Annotated in this window: 25 protein-coding genes and 1 pseudogene; 18 read left to right on the top strand and 8 right to left on the bottom strand. The window is 59.2% G+C overall.

The annotated features are described in order from the left end of the window. Positions 1 to 21: 21 nt before the first annotated feature. Positions 22 to 1512, bottom strand: a complete 1491-nt coding sequence (locus tag H7850_RS02610; protein ID WP_227367830.1) for a cytochrome-c peroxidase — start codon at positions 1510 to 1512, stop codon at positions 22 to 24. Further along, positions 1505 to 2023, bottom strand: a complete 519-nt coding sequence (locus H7850_RS02615) for a carboxymuconolactone decarboxylase family protein (RefSeq protein WP_227367831.1) — start codon at positions 2021 to 2023, stop codon at positions 1505 to 1507. Before H7850_RS02615 ends, H7850_RS02610 begins: the two co-directional genes overlap by 8 nt. A 214-nt stretch (positions 2024 to 2237) precedes the next feature. Between H7850_RS02615 and H7850_RS02620 the strand changes: the two genes are divergently transcribed. The 3 genes from H7850_RS02620 to H7850_RS02630 all read left to right on the top strand — a co-directional run bounded on the left by H7850_RS02620 (position 2238) and on the right by H7850_RS02630 (position 5107). Next, on the top strand, positions 2238 to 2924 hold the full coding sequence (locus H7850_RS02620) for a winged helix-turn-helix transcriptional regulator (protein ID WP_227367832.1): 687 nt from the start codon (positions 2238 to 2240) through the stop codon (positions 2922 to 2924). A 333-nt stretch (positions 2925 to 3257) separates the two neighbouring features. Beyond that, a complete protein-coding gene (locus H7850_RS02625; protein ID WP_227367833.1) occupies positions 3258 to 4142 on the top strand; it encodes an N-acyl homoserine lactonase family protein in 885 nt (294 codons plus the stop codon). A gap of 161 nt (positions 4143 to 4303) precedes the next feature. Then, positions 4304 to 5107 (top strand): enoyl-CoA hydratase-related protein, encoded by an 804-nt coding sequence (locus H7850_RS02630; RefSeq protein WP_227367834.1) that lies wholly within the window; start codon positions 4304 to 4306, stop codon positions 5105 to 5107. Positions 5108 to 5180: 73 nt separating this feature from the next. Here the strand turns inward: H7850_RS02630 and H7850_RS02635 are convergent. Beyond that, positions 5181 to 5303 (bottom strand): annotated as a pseudogene (locus tag H7850_RS02635) (hypothetical protein); the annotation flags it as partial. A gap of 270 nt (positions 5304 to 5573) precedes the next feature. Between H7850_RS02635 and H7850_RS02640 the strand changes: the two are divergent. Further along, positions 5574 to 6971: a solute carrier family 23 protein gene (locus tag H7850_RS02640; RefSeq protein WP_227367835.1), complete on the top strand. Its 1398-nt coding sequence runs from the start codon at positions 5574 to 5576 to the stop codon at positions 6969 to 6971. A 222-nt stretch (positions 6972 to 7193) separates the two neighbouring features. Here H7850_RS02640 and uraH read toward each other — a convergent pair whose 3' ends face one another. Both uraH and H7850_RS02650 read right to left on the bottom strand, forming a co-directional pair. Continuing rightward, positions 7194 to 7607, bottom strand: a complete 414-nt coding sequence (gene uraH, locus H7850_RS02645; protein ID WP_227367836.1) for a hydroxyisourate hydrolase — start codon at positions 7605 to 7607, stop codon at positions 7194 to 7196. A 27-nt stretch (positions 7608 to 7634) separates the two neighbouring features. Continuing rightward, entirely contained in the window at positions 7635 to 8138 is a 504-nt protein-coding gene (locus tag H7850_RS02650; protein ID WP_227367837.1) for a GlcG/HbpS family heme-binding protein, read from the bottom strand. Positions 8139 to 8322: 184 nt separating this feature from the next. On the opposite strand from H7850_RS02650, the gene H7850_RS02655 reads away from it, so the two are divergent. From H7850_RS02655 to H7850_RS02675, 5 genes are all read left to right on the top strand, one after another. Beyond that, entirely contained in the window at positions 8323 to 8994 is a 672-nt protein-coding gene (locus tag H7850_RS02655; protein WP_227367838.1) for a heavy metal response regulator transcription factor, read from the top strand. Further along, positions 8994 to 10364, top strand: coding sequence for a heavy metal sensor histidine kinase (locus H7850_RS02660; RefSeq protein ID WP_227367839.1), 1371 nt, complete (start codon positions 8994 to 8996; stop codon positions 10362 to 10364). The genes H7850_RS02655 and H7850_RS02660 overlap by 1 nt, the downstream gene beginning before the upstream one ends. Positions 10365 to 10413: 49 nt before the next feature. Then, positions 10414 to 11622: a CynX/NimT family MFS transporter gene (locus tag H7850_RS02665; RefSeq protein WP_227367840.1), complete on the top strand. Its 1209-nt coding sequence runs from the start codon at positions 10414 to 10416 to the stop codon at positions 11620 to 11622. Positions 11623 to 11783: 161 nt separating this feature from the next. Next, the gene (locus H7850_RS02670) at positions 11784 to 12398 is read left to right on the top strand and encodes an undecaprenyl diphosphate synthase family protein (protein WP_227367841.1); all 615 of its coding nucleotides are present in this window, start codon (positions 11784 to 11786) and stop codon (positions 12396 to 12398) included. A 464-nt stretch (positions 12399 to 12862) separates the two neighbouring features. Next, positions 12863 to 13768 (top strand): hypothetical protein, encoded by a 906-nt coding sequence (locus H7850_RS02675; protein WP_227367842.1) that lies wholly within the window; start codon positions 12863 to 12865, stop codon positions 13766 to 13768. Between the two features lie 49 nt (positions 13769 to 13817). Here H7850_RS02675 and H7850_RS02680 read toward each other — a convergent pair whose 3' ends face one another. Both H7850_RS02680 and H7850_RS02685 read right to left on the bottom strand, forming a co-directional pair. After that, positions 13818 to 14465: a 2OG-Fe(II) oxygenase gene (locus H7850_RS02680; protein WP_413614139.1), complete on the bottom strand. Its 648-nt coding sequence runs from the start codon at positions 14463 to 14465 to the stop codon at positions 13818 to 13820. A gap of 22 nt (positions 14466 to 14487) precedes the next feature. Continuing rightward, the gene (locus H7850_RS02685) at positions 14488 to 15129 is read right to left on the bottom strand and encodes a CoA pyrophosphatase (protein ID WP_227367843.1); all 642 of its coding nucleotides are present in this window, start codon (positions 15127 to 15129) and stop codon (positions 14488 to 14490) included. Positions 15130 to 15201: 72 nt separating this feature from the next. On the opposite strand from H7850_RS02685, the gene H7850_RS02690 reads away from it, so the two are divergent. Further along, a complete protein-coding gene (locus H7850_RS02690; protein ID WP_227367844.1) occupies positions 15202 to 15759 on the top strand; it encodes an NUDIX hydrolase in 558 nt (185 codons plus the stop codon). Between the two features lie 72 nt (positions 15760 to 15831). Here H7850_RS02690 and H7850_RS02695 read toward each other — a convergent pair whose 3' ends face one another. Continuing rightward, entirely contained in the window at positions 15832 to 16143 is a 312-nt protein-coding gene (locus H7850_RS02695; protein ID WP_227367845.1) for an NGG1p interacting factor NIF3, read from the bottom strand. 168 nt (positions 16144 to 16311) lie between these two features. On the opposite strand from H7850_RS02695, the gene H7850_RS02700 reads away from it, so the two are divergent. From H7850_RS02700 to H7850_RS02735, 8 genes are all read left to right on the top strand, one after another. Then, positions 16312 to 16626 (top strand): FtsB family cell division protein, encoded by a 315-nt coding sequence (locus H7850_RS02700; RefSeq protein ID WP_227367846.1) that lies wholly within the window; start codon positions 16312 to 16314, stop codon positions 16624 to 16626. Further along, complete coding sequence (gene ispD, locus H7850_RS02705; protein WP_227367847.1) at positions 16623 to 17354, top strand: 2-C-methyl-D-erythritol 4-phosphate cytidylyltransferase; 732 nt, start codon at positions 16623 to 16625, stop codon at positions 17352 to 17354. Before H7850_RS02700 ends, ispD begins: the two co-directional genes overlap by 4 nt. A 26-nt stretch (positions 17355 to 17380) precedes the next feature. Continuing rightward, a complete protein-coding gene (gene ispF / locus H7850_RS02710; protein ID WP_227367848.1) occupies positions 17381 to 17890 on the top strand; it encodes a 2-C-methyl-D-erythritol 2,4-cyclodiphosphate synthase in 510 nt (169 codons plus the stop codon). Next, the gene (gene truD / locus H7850_RS02715) at positions 17887 to 18939 is read left to right on the top strand and encodes a tRNA pseudouridine(13) synthase TruD (RefSeq protein WP_227367849.1); all 1053 of its coding nucleotides are present in this window, start codon (positions 17887 to 17889) and stop codon (positions 18937 to 18939) included. Before ispF ends, truD begins: the two co-directional genes overlap by 4 nt. Before the next feature lie 94 nt (positions 18940 to 19033). Next, on the top strand, positions 19034 to 19789 hold the full coding sequence (gene surE / locus H7850_RS02720) for a 5'/3'-nucleotidase SurE (protein ID WP_227367850.1): 756 nt from the start codon (positions 19034 to 19036) through the stop codon (positions 19787 to 19789). Continuing rightward, complete coding sequence (locus H7850_RS02725; protein ID WP_227367851.1) at positions 19767 to 20441, top strand: protein-L-isoaspartate(D-aspartate) O-methyltransferase; 675 nt, start codon at positions 19767 to 19769, stop codon at positions 20439 to 20441. The genes surE and H7850_RS02725 overlap by 23 nt, the downstream gene beginning before the upstream one ends. After that, positions 20438 to 21367 (top strand): DUF368 domain-containing protein, encoded by a 930-nt coding sequence (locus H7850_RS02730; protein WP_227367852.1) that lies wholly within the window; start codon positions 20438 to 20440, stop codon positions 21365 to 21367. The genes H7850_RS02725 and H7850_RS02730 overlap by 4 nt, the downstream gene beginning before the upstream one ends. 6 nt (positions 21368 to 21373) lie before the next feature. Beyond that, a complete protein-coding gene (locus H7850_RS02735; RefSeq protein ID WP_227367853.1) occupies positions 21374 to 22639 on the top strand; it encodes a peptidoglycan DD-metalloendopeptidase family protein in 1266 nt (421 codons plus the stop codon). Positions 22640 to 22748 lie beyond the last annotated feature (109 nt).

Consider the following 22748-nt stretch of genomic DNA (forward strand, 5'->3'; position numbering starts at 1 on the left):
GGCCATACGTACGGTTGAGGTTTAATCAGCGACCGGCAGGCCGCTGGGCACGGCCGCGGGGACGAGGTGGTCCAGTTCGCGGCTCGTCGGGTCGGTCAGTGCCTTCAGGAAGGCGATGAGATCATCGATCTCGTCGTCGCCGAGTGCACGTGACGGCAGTTCGTTGGCAGCGGCGATGGCGCCACGCAAGGCAGGAGTGGCCTGCACCCAGCCATCGCGTTTGCGGTAATCGCCGAGACGCGCGGGATTGACCGGGTCGAAGCGCAGCGTGGCGCCGCTACCACTGATGGCGATCACCGCTTCAGGCGTGGCCAGGATCGCTTGATCGATGGCGTAGGCGTCGAGACTCGCCACCGGATCGAGCATGTGGCGCACCACCGCCTCGAGCGAGGCATAGGCGCCGGCATGACCCCAGGGGCCGGTCAGCTCGACATTGCGCAGGCTGGGGGTGCGGAACTTGTACAGATCGGCGCTATCGTAGGTCACGCGGTAGCGGCCGCGATCCTCCAGCCGAACCGGAAAGCCGGTTTCCTGCCAGTAGCTTTCGTCGGCACCATCGCCCTTGCCGGGGCCGATCTGCGGCATGGCGACGGCGTGAAACGCCTGGTCGGTCTGGAACGGACCGGAATGGCAACTGCTGCAGCCGGCCTTGCCGTAGAAGAGCTGCATGCCGCGTTCGGCGGGGGTGCCCAGCACGCTCGTATCGCCGCTGCGCAGATAGCGGTCGAACGGACTTGCGTCGGCGCGAAACGCCGTCGCCTCGAAGGCCGCGATGGCGTTGGCGGCGTGCACGAAGCTGATGTCCTCGGCCGTCGCGATCTCCCGATAGGCATCACGGAACAGTGCCACGTAGGCGGGGACGGTGCGCAGTCTTGCCGCCAGCAGGTTCCAGGCCTCGTTCAGGCGGTTGGCGGCCACTGCATCGGCGATCTCGTTCTCGCCCTTGTGACCGGCCATCTCGACGGATGAAAGCACCGGGAACATGGCCTGCGCCGCCAGCACGTTGTCGAGACCCGCGGGCAGCTGTTCGCGGGCCGGTGTCCAGAAGCCGCTTGGCCAGGTTCCGTTCGCATCTTGCTCCACACGACCGTCGTGGAACATCGTCGCGAACTCGCGGGCGCCACGGTTGAAGAGCGCCGGGCTGTTGCGCGGCACGCGACCGAAAACCGGCTGGTTCGCCCCGGCGGTCCGTTCCAGCCCGAGCCCCGAGGCGCCGGTGCCGAGCCCCAGCGATACCTGATCGGTCGAGGCGTGTCGGGGGTGGTGGCAGGTGGCGCAGGCAATGTTGCGATTGCCTGACAGAAGCTTGTCGAAGAACAGCGCCTGTCCGAGCGCCACTTTCGCCGACGATGGACGACCGTCGTCGTAGAAGTCGGCATCGGTGACTGGCGCGATACCAGGCCCGGTCTCGCGACTATCCGCCTCCAGAGTGGCGGCTGCGAGGACCAGGATAACGACCACGCCGAGGATCAGGCCGGCCAGGGCCGTGGCGAAGGCCGGCAACCTACTCATTGTCGTTCTCGTGCGCCGACCACGCGAAGGGCGCGAAGGCGTCATCCAGCGGAATATTGGTAACGCTGCTAGCCAGGTTGCTGAATACCTTGACGGTGATACCGAGAATCACGTCGTAGACCTGATCCGCATCGTATCCGGCGGCAAGGAATGCTCGCACATCCGCCTCTGCGTGGCGGCCCTTGGTATCAAGGAGACGCTCGGCGAAGCGGCGTAGGGCCTCGAGCCTGGGATCGGAGAGGGCGGCGCCGCTGCGAACGGCCGCGATTTCGGCTTCGTCCAGGGCTTGGAAATGCGCGAAAGCCGAGTGGCCAGCGACGCAGTAAGCTCCGTCGTTGCGGACGCTGACCGCGGTCTGGATGATCTCGCGTTCGAGTGGGGTGAAACTGCTGGCACCGAACTGCTGGTTCAGCGTCATGAATGCCGTCAGTGCCGGGGTGTTGCCCCCGAGAATCGCGAACACGTTGGGCAAGAAGCCGATCTTGTCGGTGATGCCGGACAAAATGGGCACGGAGGCCGCGGACGCTGTGGATGGGGTATGGATTTGAAAGCTGTTCATTTGGACTCTCCTTCGTGGCTAGACCGCTGGGCACGGAGTTGTGGGCCAGTTAGTTCAGCGTGGAGAAGAGCCATTGCAGGCGACAGTTCACGTTGTGTAGGAGCGCACTACACTATGGGAAGTAGTGCACTCTCGGTTCTGAAGTGCCGGCGACAGGAGCCGCAGAATGGAGTACGGCCAGTTCTGCCCGATCGCCAAGGCCTCCGAGATCATCGGCGAGAAATGGACCATCCTGATCATTCGGGAGATCCTGATGGGAAGTCGCAGGTTTTCCGAATTGCAGCGTGGTTTGGGTACCATTTCGCCGTCGTTGCTGACTCGACGTCTGACTGATCTCGAGGACCGCGGCATGATCTTCCGCAAGAAGACCTCGGGCCAGCGCAGCTATGAATATTTCCCGACCGAGTCATGCAAGGAGCTTCGGCCCATACTCCTGTCGCTCGGGGAGTGGGGCATGCGCTGGGCGAGATCGAACCTGCGCGCTCAGGATTACGACGTCGAGCTGCTGATGCTGTATCTGCAGCGCAGTGTGCGAACCGACAAGCTTCCCGAGGTCGAGACCGTGATCCGGTTCAGCTTCACCGACATGACGGACAAGGCGGACTGGTGGCTCATTGCCACTGACGGCGAGGTGGACGCTTGCGACAAGGACCCAGGCAAGGACGTGGATGTGTACTTCACGACCACCGTCAGCACGATGGCCGATATCTGGATGGGGAGGAGCTCCTATCGCAAGGCCAAGCGGAGCAAGGAAATATCCATCATCGGGAACCGGTATTTGGTGGATAACGTGGCGACATGGATGGAAAACAGCATCTTTCAGGAGTTGCCGCCAGCCGAGAATATCCTCTGATAGAGCACAAGGTTATAGGGCCTCGGGATACATGAGACGAAGGTACTGGGCAATTTCTTGTTAATGATGATTAGCGGGAGGTCGACGCGTTACGCAAGGGTCACGAGCTTACAGTCATAGGCTGAGCCACTGGAGTCTTCCGCTAGTACAAGAGGGGAAAGCGAGTCCATCGCGAACTCGTTGTTCGACAGGAAGTTCGTGGCCATGATGATGGCGTGTTCATTCGATTGAACGTGTTGGCATGTTTATTCAATATTCGTGCAGGCTACTCAATCACTGCTGGGCGCAAATGACCCGTCTAGAGCAGGGCTCGAGTCTGGAGAGGCATCACCAATGACCGAGGAAGATAGCCTTATCAGAGGCTTGCATGTCTTTTCGACGGGCACCGGCAGCATACACGCGGAACACCGATATGGAACCAGGCTCCCGCGGATGTGGTGGGTCTTGTTCTCGGACAACTGGGTCGAAGTGCCAATCAACGTATTTGTGATCGAGCATCCCGAAGGCTTGATCTTGTTCGATGCTGGGCTGGACACCGCCATTCTGACGAATCCGAATTACGTCGACAGTGCCATAGGGCGGTTCTTCATGCGCAGGTTGTTTCGGCTCAGATTGCAACCGGATGAGACGCTGACAAACAAGCTGGCCGGTTTGGGATTTGACGTAGCCGATGTCCGCAAGGTTGTCGTCTCGCACTTGCACTTTGATCATGTCGGAGGCATTGCCAAGGTTCCGCACGCAGATCTTCTTGTCAGTCGCAATGAGTGGGACCAGCTGTCCGGACCTCACCCAGAGAGAGACTTCATCTTCAGGGAGCATGTGCAGCGTCCCGGAGCCCGATGGCAACTCGTGGACTTCGAACACACTGATGACCCCCTCCTGGCGCCGTTTGGCGGTTGTCATGACGTGATGAATGACGGCTCGCTGATCCTGCTACCCACGCCTGGGCACACGCCGGGGTCAATTTCCATGTTGGCTCGGATCAAGGGCAGAGCGCCCGTGCTGCTGATCGGTGACCTGGCGTATGAAGCGGAGTTGCTGATGAAGGATCAACTACCCGGTACCGGAGACAAGGCTCAACTGCTTTCCTCGTATGCAAAGGTACGCGGTCTCAAGCAGCGCTTACCGGAGCTCGTTATCTTGCCGTGCCACGACTTCGCGGCGCAGGAGTACTTATCGTCCAGTCTCGCCGGACAAGGCGCTCAAGTCGATCGCTGAACCGCTGTGCGGTTCAGCGTCGGCTGAGCTTTGCCGTTATGCGGCAAGAGGCATCATCGCGTAAATACCCCTATCGGTCAGGAGCATAAAGTGGTTGACGGCTGAGAAAACATGGCATGTGAAAATCCTATGATCCGAGGCGACATCAAGGAGATATGATCATGAGCGAGCAGCAATCGTCCCCAGTTTTATTACGTGAGGATCGTGACGCAGTGGCGATCTTGACGCTAAACCGACCCGACAAGCTTAACGCACTTAGCAACGAGTTAATTTCCGACTTAATGCATGCGTTGAATAGCATCGAACTCGACTCATCCGTCCGCGCCATCGTGATAACGGGAGCTGGACGAGCGTTCAGTGCCGGAGCCGACATTGCGGCGTTTCAGAAACATATGCGGAATGGGCCGGCGGATGCCGTCATGCACTTCATGCGTCCCGGCCATCAGATGACCCGGCGCGTGGAATCCTTCCCCAAGCCGATTATCGCAGCGGTAAATGGAATTGCGTTCGGCGGCGGGTGCGAACTGACGGAATCTGCTCACATCGCGCTTTCGGCTGAGACCGCTACATTCTCGAAGGCCGAGATTAATATCGGGATAATTCCGACCTTTGGGGGTACTCAGCGCTTGCCGCGCAATGTCGGGCGGAAGGCGGCGATTGAGTTGATCCTGACCGGGCGCGTGTTCACCTCAAAGGAGGCAGCCAGCCTAGGCTTGATCAATCGTGTCGTGGCGGACGCTGATCTACTGGGAGAGGCAATAGCGCTGGCGAATGAGCTTGCCACCAAACCTCCACTGACACTGGCGGCCGCACTCGCAGCGATCCATCGCGGCATGGATGCGTCGATTGACGATGGTCTTGCGATCGAAGAAGCGGCGTTCGCGCGTATAGCTCCAACCCTGGATGCGCTGGAAGGTGTAGCAGCCTTTGTCGAGAAACGTCGTCCGAAATTCGTAGGTAAATAGCATTCGTCCAGCGGAAGCCAAGCGAACGTGGTGTGGGGATATTATTTGTGGAGAGCCCATTCAGTGGAATGTGGTAGTGCTGGCTAGTGTCCTCCATCGTAAAGGGCACCGGGGTTTCCGGGAAGAAGGTGTCGGTATAGCGGGTTTCGAACCAGTCGCCGGTCTGGGCTTTATCGGGGAGACCATCGCCGCCCAACAGGCCGGCGGTAGTAACTCTTTTATGCGATCAAGCGCTAGAGCACTGGCTATACTGTTCATCAGTGGCTGCTGGTGGGCCGAGTAGAGCACCCTGTGATTGTGCTGGCTATGCAGGGCTTCGGTGACTTCGAGGTTCACTGCTGATACGCGCCTTGCCACTGGATCACGTTCTGCATTGCAGGACGTTGTGTCGGCAGGGAAATGTCATGCACCACCCATCACTTATCCGCTAATACGCTCGCTACTGCCTAGCGATCAGGAGATCCGCATGCAATTAAAACAACGCAAAGATGGTGAAGAGCAACCCTGCTGGCCTGCGGGGCCGTTCAAGATCCGCGTACCCTTCATCCATTACCGCTGGGAAATGGCGGAAATGATCCAGGCGCTGATCATGTTCGTCGTCAGCCTGGCCATGATCCCATTGCTCGAGCAGTACCTGGGCCTGCCCTACGACATAGCTCTTGCCTTCGTGGTGGTGTGTGGCATCGGTTTCATGCTGCCGGCGTTGCTGGGTGTACCCATGGTGCCTGGCTGGATCACCCCTGCGATCCCCGTGGTGCTGGTTTTCCTGGGGGACTTCGAGCCGGGTACGGAAGCCATCCAGGCGCTGTTTGCCCTGCAGTTTCTAGTGTTCCTGATCTTTTTCCTCCTGGGGGTGACCGGGCTGGGCCGAAAACTGGTGCATCTGGTGCCCAACTCGTTACAGGCAGGGATCATCATAGGGGCCGGTATTGCTGCCATCACTGGCGAGATTCAGGAAGGGGGGCGACTGGCGGAAACGCCGATTTCACTGATCATTGGCATGCTGGTCGCGGTCTTCATGCTGTTCTCCGCGGCATTTCGAGGCTGGGTTCAGAGTCACGCCATGATTCGCAGAATTTCCAACTATGGCATGGTACCGGGCATGGTCATCGCCATCCTGGTGGCCTGGGCGATTGGCGAATACCCGCTTCCGAACATCGAGTGGGGCATCACTCAACCCAATTTCGGTGACATGTGGACTTACCTGCCGTTCATGGTGGGCTTCCCAAGCCTGGATGTCTTTCTGCTGGCGGTGCCTACCGCGGTGATCGCCTATGTCATTGCCTTCGGTGACATTGTGGTGGGTCGCACCCTGATGGCACGGGTCGATCATCTACGCACTGATGAGAAGATCGACTACAGTACCGATCGAATTCACCATGTCACCGCCATTCGCAACCTCATGCATGCCTTCCTGGCGCCTTACCCAGGTCTGGCCGGGCCAATCTGGACCGCCGTGACCGCGACCATGGCCGAGCGCTACAAGTATGGCCGCAACGCCATGGAATCCATCTACAGTGGTGGGGGGACTTTCTGGATCACTGGCTTTATCGCCCTGTTCGCTTTACCACTGGTCAGCATGTTTCAGCCTGTGCTGCCCATCGCGCTCTCCTTGACCTTGCTGCTGACTGGTTACATCTGCCTGATGGTGGGCATCGAGCAGACCAAAACCACCGCCGAGCGCGGGGTGGCGGGTACGATGGCTGTGGTACTGGCAGTATATGGCGCCGGTTGGGGCTTGACTGCTGGAGTGGTGCTCTATTTTCTCGTGGAGAAGCAAAACCTGTTCGGCCGAGAGGCGAAGCGCTCTATACCCGATGAAGCAGTGGACGAAAACAAGGCATTCAAGGACGCAAAGCAGTAAGCGCATAACAGGGTCAAATCTGCGCCATGGCGCTCGGCGTTGTCTTGGAAGCAGTCATCATCCGATAGACAAGGCATCACGATCTTGAGCTGGAATGGTTTACTGTGCTTGCTCATGAAAACACCTCAAACGTTGCAACGGATGTCCAACGTTTGGGGTGTGGTTCATTTCAGAGCGTTTTTCTAGGCAACAACTACCATTAGTAGAGCCTGGGGCGCTGCCCTAGCTGCCACGGTAGGTGGAGTAGCCGTAAGGGCTCAGCAGCAGTGGAATATGGTAGTGCTGGCTGGTGTCTTCTACCGTGAAAGGTACCGGGATTTCCGGGAAGAAAGTCTCGGCGCCCTGGGCGTCGAAGTAGTCGCCGGTCTCGAAAGTCACGCGGTAGACGCCGGACTCGAATTCCTGGTCTTCCGGGAACAAGGCACTGATACGTCCAGAATCCTCTTCGGTTGTTGCCTGGTTGAGTGTTTCCCAGCCCGAGTTGGTCTGTTTCTCTAGCATCACTTTGACACCGCCAGATGGTTTGCCGTCCTGAATGTTGAGCACATGCACACTCAAGGGGTTGTCCGCGGCCTGGGCCAGTGTGGCTGCGCCACATAGTGCTATACCGGCAACTACGGAAGATAGTGCTTTCATTTTTTCTCCTAAAATAAGTGTTTGCTACTATTGCTTCTGGTTGGGTAGTACGTTATCGATGGCCTGTATGGCGCAGCCTTCATCGATGGCGGAACCGCTTGCGCCAGCGACACCAATGGCGCCGATGACCTCGTTTTCTACACGAACCGGTACGCCGCCGCCGAGTAGCAGCAATTCATCGATGGTGGTCAAATTGGCCGAAGAAGCGTCGTTTTGTGCAATCTCGGCCATCTTGCGACTGGTCGACTTGGTCGAAATGGACGTATATGCCTTGCGCTGAGCAGCCAAGGTATTGTGCGGCCCGATATTATCGTCACGCTGCAAGGCAACCAGGTTGCCGCCGCGATCCAGAACGGCTACCACGGCCGTGCGATCATCGCCATGACAGGCTTCAAGCGTAGCATCTACCAGCCGATTGGCTAGCTTCAGGGACATGTCCCTGTGCTGAAGGCCCGGCATCGAATCCGCCATGGCAGTTCCGGCCAGAAGGGTGGCGCCTAGCAAGGATAGGCTGGCAAGTCGTAGGGTCATGGATACCTCCCGGTTGATGACTGCGCCATCATGCCACCAGGCCTTCGTCAGTCTCCTTACGCGAACATTACAACTTTGTAATGGGCAAGAAACGTCAATCCGGCTAGCCTTGCCTCTGCAAAATAAAGCTCCTGCTAAGCAAACAAAGCCCTTTCAACCAAGCCCTTTCCGAAGAGCCGATCATATGCGCATTCTAGTGGTGGAAGATGAGGTCAAGACTGCCGACTATCTGCGTAAAGGGTTGGGTGAGTCCGGCTATGTAGTAGACGTGGCGCGAAACGGCCACGACGGCCAACACCTCATTGAAGAGTTCGAATTCGATCTGATCATTCTCGATGTGATGCTCCCGGGGCTCGACGGTTGGCAGCTTCTTCAGCTCATTCGCCGCCGACATCAGACACCGGTGCTGTTCCTCACGGCCCGGGATGAGGTCGAGTATCGCGTCAAGGGACTGGAACTTGGCGCGGACGATTACTTGATCAAACCCTTTTCTTTCGTCGAACTGTTGGCCCGAGTGCGTACTTTGCTGCGTCGTGTGCCGCCCCGGCAGTCGGAGCATTTCCAGGTGGCGGATCTGCACATGGACGTGCTGCGCCGGCGGGTGGTGCGAAAAGAAGAGCGCTTGACGTTGACCAACAAGGAGTTTGCGCTGCTGCATCTGCTGCTGGAACGGGAGGGCGAGGTGTTGTCGCGTACCTATATCGCCTCTCAGGTGTGGCAGATGAATTTCGACAGCGATACCAATGTGGTCGAGGTGGCGGTACGGCGGCTGCGGGCCAAGGTCGACGATCCCTACGACATCAAGCTGATTCATACGGTGCGCGGCATGGGCTATGTGTTGGAGGCCCAGAATTGATGCGCTGGCCGCGTTCGTTGAGTGTTCGCCTGGCCCTGATGTTCGCCCTCGTCAGCATGGTGCTGTTGGGCAGCATCGGCTTTTATCTCTATCAGTCCCTGACCCGGGAGATCGCCTGGCGGGACGACCAGATGCTGCTGGGGCGGCTGGAACGCATGGAAGTCCTGCTTGAGGACGGTGAAAGCGTGGCAGCGCTGCGTCGTCGTCCGCAGCTTTATGCCAATATGCTGGGCAATCGCGAGAGCTTGCTGTGGATTCTCGATGCCCGGGGGAATGTGCTGATCGAGGTTAATCCCGCCGGTCTTGCGGTGCCCGATATGCCAGAATCGGCTGAAGTACGACTCGGTGATTACCCTAAGGCGCATCGCGCGCGCCTGGCGTGGCAGAGCGTCGAGCAGGATGGCAAGGGGCTCACCATGGTGGCGGGCAAACTGCTTCATGAACGGGATCAGATGTTGGCGGCTTATCGCTACAAGCTCTGGTCGTCCTTGGGCGTAGGGGCCTTGTTGGCGTTCCTGTCGGGATGGGGGATCAGTCGCCGGGGGTTGCGCCCGGTGAGAAGACTTGCCAGACGGGCTGCAACTATCGATGTTCAGCATCTTAACCTGCGTCTGGAGAGCGACAGCGAAGTCGAGGAACTGCGTTATTTGAGTGCTGCCCTGAATCAGATGCTGGCTCGCTTGGAGGAAGGATTTGCCCAGCTGTCACGATTCTCCGAGGATCTTGCCCACGAGATGCGCACGCCACTGAACAATTTGCTAGGGCATACCCAGCAGGTGCTGCGCCAGGAGCGACCCCCAGAAGAGTATCAATATCTGCTGGCGTCCCATATCGAGGAGTATGAGCGGCTGTCTCGTATGATCAATAGCATGCTGTTTCTGGCCCGCACCGAAAGCCCTTCGGTGAAGATGATCCAGGAAAGCGTCGATCTTGGCCAACTCGTCGAACAGCTGTGCGAGTATTTCGAAGGAATGGCGGCGGATGACGACCGCGCGCTCATCAATCAGACCAGCGGTGCCGTGCGGGCGAATCCTGACCTGCTGCGTCGGGCGCTGGCCAATCTGCTCGCCAACGCCTTGCGCTATGGCCATGAAGGAACGCCCATTCGTATCGCCAGTGATGCAGTAGACGACAAGGTGGCAATCAAGGTGCACAACGAGGGGAAGCCCATTGATCCAGCGGATCAAGCCCGTATCTTCGATCGTTTTTATCGCTGCGATCCGGCACGCACCGGTGCGGGAGATTCAGGCGGGCTAGGGTTGGCGATCGTACGCTCGATCGCCCAGTGGCATGGTGGCAGTGTTCATGTCGAGAGCGAGGCGGAAGGCACGTCATTCATAATGATGTTTCCAAAAGACGAGAATTTATAAATGCTGCAAAAAGGATGTCTGAAAGAGCGCCATGAATTATCACAGCAACATGGATTCAACTAAACAGGATGGCGCGTCATCGTCTTTTGATCTGGTAGGTGGCCTGGCGCTGCTAGTAATGCTGGGGCTCAACCTGCGGCCGCTGATTGCCTCCATCAGCCCGTTGCAAGGGGCTATCAGAGCCGATACCGGTATGAGCTTCCAGTCTGTTGGCTTGCTCACCACGCTGCCTTTTATGTGCATGGGATTGGTGGCATTGATGAGCGCCAGACTGGCTGCCCGACTTGGCGAGGGGCGGGGCGTATCGCTCGGGTTGATGCTTATCTTGTTCGGCTGCCTGATCCGCATCGTCAACCCCAGCGCGGCAACCTTGCTGGGGACGGCACTGATAGGCGGTGTGGGTATAGCCATCATTCAGACGCTGTTGCCGGGTCGTATCAAGCGCGATTTTCCCGGGCGTGTTCCCCTGGCCATGGGCATCTATTCTGCGTCCTTGATGAGCGGGGGCGGCCTGGCCGCCTGGCTTAGCCCGCGTATTGCGACACAGATGGATTCCTGGTCCCTGGGAGTAGGGTTCTGGTTCATCCCCGCACTGATTGCCCTGGCAGGCTGGCTGTGGAAAGTGGCTCAGCCGCGCGGCAGTCGCTCCCCCGTGGCCGCTAACCGGCTCTGGCGGTTTCCTCGTGCCTGGGTGCTGGCGCTCTATTTCGGCATTATCAATGCTGGGTATTCCAGCGTGATTGCCTGGCTTCCAGCTTATTACCAGCAGTTGGGGTGGAACACCTCCAACAGTGGTTTACTATTGGCCTGGATGACGATATTCCAGGTGGCAGCAGCGTTGACGATGCCTATGCTTGCTCAACGCCAGCGTGGCATTGATCGCCGAGGGTTATTGATCGTTAGCCTATTGGCGCAATTGATTGGTTATCTGGGGTTGATCCTGCTGCCGGGCCCCGGTGCGTTGATCTGGGTCGCGGTTGCCGGTTTCGGTCTGGGGGCCTGCTTTGGATTAGGCTTGATACTGGCTCTGGATCACCACCCGGCGCCGCACATCGCAGGGCAGCTTGCTGCCTTCATGCAGGGTATCGGCTTCATGGTCAACGCGATGTCGCCCTGGGTGAGCGGCGCCCTGCGCCAAACCACCGGCAATTTTGTTGCGGTCTGGATAATGCTGGCCTTGGGCGCTGCCACCATGATGGCGCTGACCCTGGTTTTCAGGCCGTCACAGTACGAAAGTCTTGGGTTAGGTCAGGCCTGACTCCGAGGTGAGCGCACAATACTTGCGTCGCGTATCGGCGGACAATCATACTGCAAGCTAGACAATAATCAGCTGTATTCCCTGCTTCGCAAGGCCAGGCTCCTGTCAGGAGTGTGACAAACGGCGCTTGTACAATATGACACTTCAATGGATTGAGAAGAATGGCAAAACGTGCTCTGCCCAACCATGTAGGCTTCATCCCGGACGGCAATCGGCGCTGGGCTGTCCAGCGGGGGCTTTCCAAGGAGGAGGGGTATCGATTCGGCATCGAGCCGGGGCTCGCCCTGTTCGAGCAGTGCAAGAAACTGGGTATTCCCGAAGTCTCCGTGTATGGCTTTACCCAGGACAACACCAAGAGAGCCTCACCCCAGATACAGGCTTTCCGCTCTGCCTGCGTTGAGTTCGCGCTAGAGATCGCCCGGCGCGGCGCGGCCCTACTGGTGGTGGGTAAATATGGCTCGAAGCAGTTGCCGGATGAGCTGCGGGAGTTCCAGACTCGCCAAGGCGAGGGCATCAAGGTCAATTTTCTGGCGAACTATCATTGGGAGTGGGATCTGGATGGGCTAAAGGAAGGAGAGATTCGTTCCCGGGATGTATCTCAACTGGATCTGATCGTGCGCTGGGGAGGCGGGCGGCGGCTCAGCGGCTTCTTGCCGGTGCAATCCGTGTATGCCGATTTCTTCGTCGTCGATGATTACTGGCCGGACTTCGAGCCTGGGCACCTCGATCAGGCCCTGGCCTGGTTCAAACATCAGGACCAGACCCTGGGCGGGTAGGTTATTTGCTAAACCCCTTCGCTAGGGACGAGCTTCCCGAGAGCCGTGGCTGGGGTTACCAGTTCCAGCAAAGCACCACTGAAACCACTACTGTTTAGGCGCCGGTTGCAATAGGTGCCCAAGGAATTGCTTGCATTTTGCCAGCAGCAGCCTCGATCTTAACGGTCTCGAGATCATTCAGACTTCGGGTGGCACCGGCAACCTGCTCAGCGGGCGTCTGCTCGTCGCTAACGGCGGCAACACCAATGCTGGAGCACCTTCCAACAACTTTGCTGGCCAGCAGGAGACCGCTTACACGGTGGCGCGATCCTCGAGGTCGACCTGGATCATCTCAAGGCCCTGCCGGTACAGACCGATGTCAACTCGGGGCGGCAGTATATTTGCAATGTTCCCACCCTGGCCGCCGGCGGCGCCCCGCTAGAATTGGCCTCCATCGGCGACGATATCACCCCTTTCGGGGCTAGATGGCCTTCCAGGGTTCGGTATGGGCGGCAATCTTCAAGCAAAACGGGCCCTTCATCGAGATCTGTCAGCTCAACAATGGTACGGTCCCCCTGGCGGACAGCGAGGCGACGAACCTCACGGACCAGGATCTGGATGGCGTCGACTATCTCCACGACCCCTTCGAGTTCAGCGCCGAAAATGACTTCCCACTCGAGGCTGGCGGTCAGACTCTGCTCGAGTTCAACCCTATCCAGAGCCCCTATCCGGGCACGATTCTCGACACCGGCCTGATGGGCGCGGCATTGGATGGCGTCATCCCCAACCAGGATGCTCGAACCGCCGAAGAGGACTTCGTCCCGGACCAGCAGCGTGACGGTCTCTATGATCTGGGCGGCAACGTGATTCCCGGAGGGAACGCGCCGATCTTCCAGATCAAGAAGGTTGCCGGCGGCACCGTGGTGGGTAACGCTAGTATCGCGCGAGACGCCATGCACGTGGGTATCCGCCCGCGGGCTAGCGTGCAGACGCTGGTCGCTAGCGATGCCACCCTCGCCCTGGCCTTCAACCACATCGATCAGAACCCCAAGATCAGTGCCATCGAGATCGTAGAAATCGGTTCGCCATCGGACACCCAGACGCCGTTGGTCGAATCGATCACGGTGGAAAACCCATCGGATAATGATAGACCAATACAGGCCACGCCCGAGGCGACGCTACTCGACGGTAGCGATGTCGCAATTGGGGGGCTGCGTGCCGCCGCTACCCCCGGCTTCGTCACTGCCGGTGCGGAACCACTTCCTGCGGCGGTGCTGACGAATCTGACCGACCCGGCGACGCCGACTGCGGTCGGAGTGACCTCGAACGACTATCTGACGATGGCCTCCTTCGAGGCACGCTGGGAGTGTCTCAACGTCACATCGGTTTGAGTAAGTCACGTAGACGCGAGGGAATAAGCGGTTCTTGGTAGAGGAGGCGTTAGCGTGCCGGATCGATTAGACCCTCCATGGAGGTGTTGCGACGAAACCATCCGGCGATGCTGGCGCGGGGATGGCGAGTCGGCAGCACCGCATGGGGTACTTGATCGGAAAGAAAACAGACGAAGGTGCCGGCCTCGGGCGGAACTCGGGTCAGTTCGCGCTGTTCGTCGTCACTTGAGTAGATGGCCATTTCGCCGCCACCCTCCGCGGGCCAGTCGGGGTTGAGGTAGAGTACCGTGGAGACGATGCGATTGGCGCGACCCTGGAAACTATCGAAGTGCGTCTTGTAGAAGGCGCCCGGCGGGTAGTGGGCGAAATGGGCCTCGAACTCGAACAATCCCAGATAGAGCGCCCGGTTGATCTGCTGTTGTAGATCGTCCATCAATGCCAGATAGTGGCGCTGAGCCTGGCTTTTCAGGTCCAGCCAGTGAATGGCATCGCCACGAATGTCGTGTCGTAACTGATGCTGGCCGCCGCGTCCGATGCCAGCGTCGCTGAGCGCTTCGTGGGCGGCCAGCGTATGCAATTCGTCATGGAGTGCCTGGCAAAGTTTGCTGGAGATGAAGCGCTCCCCGACGAACCAGCCTTGATCGACAAGGTCGTCGACCAATCGGGCCAGGGCGTGGTCATCCAGCGTCCAATGCATGTCGGGAGTCTGGGGCATCTTGTCAGGCATTCGTGCCATCGCCAAACACCGGTTGCCGGGCTTCCAGCCGGTAGTTCAAACGGCTGTCCGGGGGCGGTCGGTCGAGGCTGATGCTCTGACCGAAACCCACCGCCAGCAGCTCCACCAGCATCATTGCCGAAAGCCCCCAGATCACATGCTCACCTTCCTGATAGCTGGGGACATAGAGTAATCGTTCGCCGACGCTGATGACATCGGTGTGGTTGCGGCGATCCTCGAGGAACATTGCCAACGGCGCTTCGAAGATGACGTCCAGTTCGCCGAACTCCGGACGCAGCGGCAGATCCGCCGGAATCAGCCCGACGAAGGGCGTTACGCGAATGCCATGCAGTGAAATCAGATCGCTTAGACGCCCAAACAGCCTTACCTGTTTAGAAGCCAGGGCAATTTCTTCTTCGGCCTCGCGTAACGCGGTAGTCAATAGATCGGGATCGTCGGGTTCGCGCTTGCCCCCGGGGAAGGCGACCTGGCCGCCATGTTGCTTGAGATGCGCTGCCCGGCGAGTGAAGAGCAGCGTTGGCTCCGGGCGGTCGACAATAGGAATGAGCACGGCAGCCTGAGGCAGAGCCAAACCCAGTTTGCGCGGTGTGTGTGCTTGCAGGCGTTCGTAGAGTTTCTCTAACATGGGGCTTCCATCGAGTTTCATTACTTGTACTCAGCCCCCCGAAAAGCGTCAAGTGACGCGCGTGAGGTATTGATGAACTTCTGTAGTCATTGCGGGCATGCGGTACGTTTTGCCATTCCTGAAGAAGACGATCGTCCTCGCTACCTGTGCGATGCCTGCGGCACCATTCACTATCAGAATCCACGCATCGTTGCGGGTACGCTGCCGGTGCGTGACGGCCAGGTGCTCCTGTGCCGCCGGGCCATTTCCCCGCGCAAGGGGTACTGGACGCTACCCGCGGGCTACATGGAAAACGCCGAGACCACCGTCGAGGCGGCGGCACGCGAAACCCTCGAGGAAGCCTGCGCCGAGGTCAGGATTCATGATCTCTACACCTTGATCAACCTGCCGCATATCAACCAGGTCTATATGATCTTTCGTGCCGACCTGACCAGTGATTTTGCCTCAGGTCCGGAAAGTCTCGAGGTTGCGCTGTTCGACGAGCAAGACATTCCCTGGAACGAACTGGCTTTTCCTACCATCGAGCGCACCCTGCATCACTACTTCGGGGATCGTAATGAGGGTGTTTTCCCGTTGCATATCAGCGATATCGGTCGTGACGACCGCGAGCGCTACTTCGGCAGTGCCTGAGAGGGCAAGCATGGGTGCCCGCTGTATCGCCGCCTCCCCGAATTGTTTCAGGGAGGCGGTTTTCTTGTAGCGTCAAAAATCCGCCAGCTTCCATACGTCATAGGCCGGTTCCTCGTAGGGGTGCGCAGCCTTGAGCTTGGCAACGGCATCCGCTATCACATCGTCGCTGCATACCAGTTCCACTTTGAGCTCCTCCACATGTTCCAGTTCGCCGACGTTGCCGATATGCGGTTCAGCGCCCTTGGTAGGACGAAACTGTCCGCTGCCACGGGTCTGGAAGCAGCAGGCTTCATAATTACCAATGCAGCCCGCGCCACTCAAGAAGACCGCCTCCTTGACGGCTTCAGCGACGTCAAGAGGAACGAAAAAAGCCAATTTATACATGAGTCGCTCCCAATATTGAGGTTTTTTGAGACACTGTCGAGAAAGGACTGCGATGATTTTTATGCGCTAATTGGCCTGCGCAGTGTTAGGGATGATGGCATAATGGCCGCCGATATTTTAGGCAATGCGCCTGCAATTTTTCTTTCCGCGAACGAACGGGATATTACGATGCTCAAGTGGCTCGCAATCGTACTGATGGGTCTGTTCGTCTTGCTGCAGTATAGCCTGTGGTTTGGCGAGGGAGGTCTACGGGAATTGGCGCATATTCGTGGCCGAACCGATGCGCTGGCCGCGGAGAATGCCATATCGCTTGCCAACAATCAGCGTCTGGCGGCAGAGGTCGTCGATCTCAAGAACGGGCTCGATGCCATTGATGAGCGAGCGCGCAGCGATATCGGCATGGTTCGCGAGGATGAACAGTTCTTCTGGGTGCCGGATGTAGAAACCCGGGACGGCTCATCTTCCGCCGGAGGAGTACAGTGACGGTCGAAAGATTATGGTTGATCGTGCCCGCCGCCGGTCAAGGGCGACGCATGGGCGCCGATCGCCCGAAGCAATATCTTTCCATCGGTGAAAAGCCCGTTCTGGCCCGTACCTTGTCACGTTTGCATCAGGCTTATCCCCAGGCGTCGCTGCGTTTGTGTCTGGATGAAGACGATGCCTGGTTTGATCCATGCTGGGTGCCCTTTGGTGATTGGCAACGCGTCGCCGGTGGGGTCGAGCGAGTGGATTCTGTGCTGCAGGCGCTTGACGATCTAGCCCCGGAGGCTGCTGAAAACGATCTGGTGCTCGTGCATGATGTGGCGCGCCCCTGCGTGCACCCCGACGACTTGCAGCATCTTCTTGAAACGCTCGTTGATGAGCCCGTCGGTGGGCTTCTGGCTGTACCCGTAGCGGACACCATGAAGCGTGCCGACGAAGCGGGCAGGGTGACCGTCACCGAATCCCGGGACGGACTCTGGCATGCGTTGACGCCCCAGGGGTTTCGCTATGGAGTGTTGCGAGAGGCGCTTCATGGCGCCCTCGATAAAGGCATTCGGGTCACCGACGAGGCATCGGCGATCGAAGCTCAAGGCCTGGCGCCTCGTCTGATTGCCGGCCGACGCGACAACCTGAAGATCACGCATCCTGAAGACCTGCTGCTGGCGACGCATATTCTGGCGGCCCAGGCAGAAGCGATGACCGGGGCTGTGGTAGATGAGGCTGAATAGATGATTGCTATGAATAGGAAGCTGACATGATTCGTATTGGCCATGGATTCGATGTACATGCCTTCGGCGAAGGCGATCATCTGGTGATCGGCGGGGTGCGTATCCCTTATCGTCGTGGTTTCATCGCGCATTCCGATGGAGACGTGCTAATTCACGCGGTATGTGATGCGCTGCTCGGTGCCTGCGCCCTGGGTGATATCGGGCGGCATTTTCCCGATACGGACCCGCGCTGGGCCGGCGCCGACAGCCGTGCCTTGCTGCGCCATGTGCTGAGCCTGGTGAACGAGGCGGGTTATCGACTGGGTAACCTGGATGCCACGGTCATTGCCCAGGCGCCCAAGCTGGCGCCCCATATCGGTGCCATGAATGCCACCCTGGCAGCGGATCTCGAAGTGACGCTGGATGCGGTCAATGTCAAGGCGACCACCAGTGAGCGGCTGGGATTTACCGGCCGGGAAGAAGGGATGGCGGCAAATGCGGTGGTAGTGCTGTTCAAGTGTGATGCCAAGGATGAAAGCTCAGGGACGATGCGGTGACTGAGACGGGCGACGCGATCTGGCCACCTGCCTGGCCTTGCGTTCATGGTGGGCCGCTTGCAGCAGGGGATTATCGCCGAGTGCCGGAGGACTTTCTCGTCGAGGAATGCCTCGGGTTCGAACCGGAAGGCCACGGCGAGCATCTTTGGTTATGGGTGGAAAAGCGTGACCTGACGACTCTGGAACTGGCCCGGCGTCTGGCCAGGGTCTGCGAAGTGACGCCGCGCCAGATCGGGTTCTCGGGAATGAAGGATCGAGTGGCGGTGACGCGCCAGTGGCTGTCAGTACATCTTCCCGGGAGTGAGGCGCCGACGGATCTCATCGAGCGCCTGAGCGATACGCCGGTACGGATTCTCGAGCGGCATCGTCATCCGCGCAAGCTCAAGCGGGGCGTCCATCGGGCCAATCGCTTCACCCTGCGGTTGAGCGGAGCCATCGTCGATCATCCCTATCTTCCGTCGCACTGGCAGGTGCTTTGCGAACGGGGGGTTCCCAACTATTTTGGGCCCCAGCGTTTTGGGCCCGATGGGCGCAATCTATTTCGCGCCAGGGACATCCTGCGCCGTGGCTGGCGCAAACGTGACGATCGGGAAGGCATGATGCTCTCGAGCGCTCGCAGTTATCTGTTCAACGAACTGCTTGCCCTGCGGGTAGGCCAGGGAGATTGGGCTACGCCCCTTGCCGGCGATGTGCTGATGCTCGACGGCAGCGCCAGTCAATTCGTTGCGGAGGAGAGCGACGAAGCGCTAATTGAGCGAGCCTCGCGGCTTGATCTGCATCCTGCCGGGGTGCTTTGGGGTACGGGCGAGTCTCTAGCACAGCATCAAGCCGCCCGCTACGAGCAGCACTTGAGCAATGAGCATGCTGATTTGTGCAAAGGGCTCGAAGAGGCCGGCGTACGATTGGCTCGGCGGGCACTGCGAATAGCCCCCGGGGCGCCGACCATGGCGCGAGACAAGGACAATCTGACCCTGTGTTTCGAGCTGCCTCGTGGGGCCTTTGCCACCGCAGTGCTACGGGAGCTTATTCGCCACCCGACGCTCATTTGACGGCCGGGTGGCGATAAATGGGTCGTCTATGAGCTATTTATGAACCACGAAAGCCGTTGCGGCGATAGACGTCGCGACAACTTCAGGAGGAGCGATGCGCAAGCTATTGCTATCCAATGACGATGGGGTGCACGCCCCAGGCCTGCGGGCGCTTTACGATGCCTTGAGTGCCCACGCGCGACTGCGAGTGGTGGCACCGGATCGGAACAAGAGCGGCGCCAGCAATTCACTTACGCTGTCTCGTCCCTTGGCGCTGACGCCGTTGGACAACGGTTTCTATAGTGTCGACGGGACGCCGGCGGACTGCGTGTATCTCGGGGTGAACGGGGTCTGGGACGAGAAGCCGGATCTGGTCATCTCGGGCATCAATCACGGCAGCAACCTGGGAGACGACGTGCTCTATTCAGGTACCGTGGCAGCGGCCATGGAAGGGCGTAACCTGGGCATGCCGGCCATTGCCATGTCCTTGGTAGGTTCGCGTCATTTCAAGACCGCGGGCCGGGTTGCCGCGAGCCTGGTGGGGGCAGCCGGGTCGCTTTCATTACCGCCGCGCAGCCTGCTCAATGTCAATGTGCCGGATGTACCCTGGGAAGAACTGCAGGGATTTCGCGTGACCCGGATGGGCTATCGTGGGCCGGCGACCCGACCATTGGAGGTCAAGGACCCGCGGGGGCGAGTGCGCTACTGGATTGCCGCTGCCGGCGACAATGCTGATGACGGCCCAGATACTGATTTCGCGGCCATTGAAGCAGGCTATGTGTCGATCACGCCGTTGCAAACCGATTTGACTCGACACACGGCGCTTGAAGATGTGCAAGGATGGCTGGATGCGTTGTCACGAACCGGGTGAGCTCAGTGGTATCGGCATGACTTCTCAGCGCACCCGGGATCGCATGGTCGCGCGGTTGGTCGGTGCCGGTATCAAGAATCAGCGGGTCTTGGAGGTCATGGCCCGGGAGCCGCGTCATTTGTTTCTGGATGAGGCCTTATCCCATCGTGCCTACGAAGATACCTCGCTGCCCATCGGTCATGGTCAGACGCTGTCGCAACCCTGGATGGTGGCGCGCATGAGTGAACTGGCGCTGAAGGAGGAGCCGGTCCAGGTACTGGAAATCGGAACCGGTTCGGGCTATCAAACCCTGATACTGTCACGGTTGGTAAACAAGGTCTGGTCTCTTGAGCGCATCCGAGTGCATCACGTCCGCGCACGTTCTCGCCTGGCTCGCTTAGGGGCTTATAATGCCCGCTTGCGGTTGAGCGATGGCGCTCACGGCTGGCCCGAGGCGGCACCTTTCGATGTGATTTTGCTGACTGCCTGTGCAAGCGAGCTTCCCGAGGCATTATTGGCTCAGTTGAGCGATACCGGCGTCCTTATCACACCGCTGGAGGATAGTGACGGTAGCCAATGGCTGACCCGGGTGCAGCGCCATGGCAGTACCTATGAATATCAGCGGCTCGAGCAAGTGCGTTTCGTGCCGCTTCTGGAAGGGGTCATACGTTGAAACGAGCGCTGGCGCTATTTTTCAAGGGAGCCGGAATGGGCGCCGCGGATGCGGTGCCGGGCGTGTCTGGAGGCACCATTGCCTTCGTGACCGGCATCTACGAAGAGCTGATCTTCACCATTCGTCGCTTCGGGCCCGATGCCTTCGGCGCTTGGCGCCGGCATGGCATGGCAGGATTGGTCGAGCATCTCAATCTGGCGTTTCTGGTACCCTTGGTCGCGGGAATACTGGCGAGCCTGATCAGCGTGGCACATCTGGTCACTTACCTGCTCGATGCACATGCGGTACTGCTCAATGCCTTCTTCTTCGGCCTGGTGGCGGCTTCGGCAATAGTGGTACGACGCCAGATCGAGAGCTGGCACTGGTGGTACATACTGCCACTCTTCGTTGGGCTGCTGTTGGCTCAGGCGCTCCCCGCGGTAATGCCGTTGATGGCAGGTTTCGGTGACCTCGTTCTAGTGGCGGGCGGCGCCATCGCCATCAGCGCCATGTTGCTGCCTGGGGTATCCGGTAGCTTCCTGCTGCTGGCCATGGGGCTCTACGGTACAGTCATGGAAGGCATCAAGAGTTTCGATATCATGCTGATCCTGCAATTTGGTACAGGCTGTGCCTTGGGCCTGTTCTTTTTCTCGCGCTTGCTGGCCTGGCTTTTTCGACATTTTCACGATCTTACGCTACAACTTCTCGTCGGCTTCATCATCGGTTCGCTGCCTTTGCTCTGGCCTTGGCGGGAGTTGGTCAGTTATCGTCTCGGTCCCGATGAGCAAATGATACCGCTCGACTATCGCTACCTGTTACCCGGCGACTATGCCTCGCTAACGGGTGATTCGGCTCAATTGCTGCCAGGGCTTTTGCTCATGGCGCTGGGGCTGCTGCTGGTATTGATGGTCGGCGAGCGCTACCCGTTATCTTCCGAAAAGGATTGAACCCCTATGCGCAAGGCCTTTCTCGTAACCGCATTGGCGCTTGGAGTCGCTGGCTGCGCCGGACCTAATACCACTCCCGACGTGCGCGATCTGTCCGTGTCCCGGGAGGCCCAGAGTGGCGAGAGTGTGACCGTACAACAGGGTGACACGCTGTACGGTATCGCCTGGCGACAGAACATGGATTTCCGTGAACTGGCCAGAATCAATGGCATCACGCCACCGTATCGCCTGCAGCCGGGCCAGACGCTGCAGTTGGGTGGCAATGCGCAGGCAGCCCCAGGCGGTACGCCTGCCGCTGTAGCGAATCCCAGTCTGGCGCAGAATGACATGGCTGCTGGCGCTACCGGAGCGGCAGGAGTAGCCGGCACTCAGGCGCCGGATTGGCTGGCGCCGGACACCGAGGCCATCGAGCGCAACCGGCGCATGACCAGCCGCCCTCTGGAGTCCTCCTCGGAGGCGTCTTCCCGGCAGGCATCTTCTGACGAACCTTCAAGATCGCCCTCATCGAACGATCAAGCGACTGCCAGGGCCGAAGAAGGGCAAGACACCAGCGGGCAGGGGCCAATTTATAACTACGGCACCCCCGGCGCCGACGGACAGTTGAGCGCGCAGGATCGGGCTGAGCGCGAGGCAATGGCACGTCAGCGTGCGCAGGCTCGATCACAATCCCAGCCTTCGACACAGGAGAATGTCCCCTCAAGGGAAGAGCCTGTCCAAAGCGGCAACCAACAGCCATCCAGCCAGGACGCTCAACAAAACAACCAGGCAGCGCGACAGCCGGATGATACGGCAGCTCGAGAAGAAGCGACCGTTGCTGGCCCTGCAGCGGATGCGGGCACGGCAGTGGCCGGCGGAGCGGATGCGCCCACAGCCCAGCAGCGCACTTATACCCCCGTGGAAAACGTGTCGTGGCAGTGGCCCGTGGAGGGGCAAGTGGTTGGCCGTTTCAGTGATGGCTCTAGTATTACCGCGGGCATTGATATCGCTGGTCAAAAGGGGCAACCTGTCAAGGCGGCGGCGCCCGGCATCGTGGTCTACGCAGGGGATGGTGTACGTGGTTACGGCAATCTGATTCTACTCAAGCACAACGATAGCTTCCTGAGTGCCTACGCGTACAACGACAGCCTCAGGGTAAGTGAAAACGATGTTGTCGAAGCCGGAGAGGTAATCGCCACCATGGGTGATACCGATGCCGATGGTGTCAAGCTGCATTTTGAGGTGCGCCAGGATGGCCAGCCTCAGGACCCCCTCAAGTTTCTACCGCGACGCTAGAGGGGGCGTCTCATTGCAGGAAAAGGACGATCGTCGCGCTCTCTGAGTCGGCGATCGCACCGGGACGGGTCATAAGAACAACAGAGCCGGTCAATGACTCTTTTCCACG

It is taken from the genome of Halomonas sp. M20 (assembly GCF_020622265.1).
In the GTDB taxonomy this organism is placed as follows: Bacteria; Pseudomonadota; Gammaproteobacteria; order Pseudomonadales; family Halomonadaceae; genus Modicisalibacter.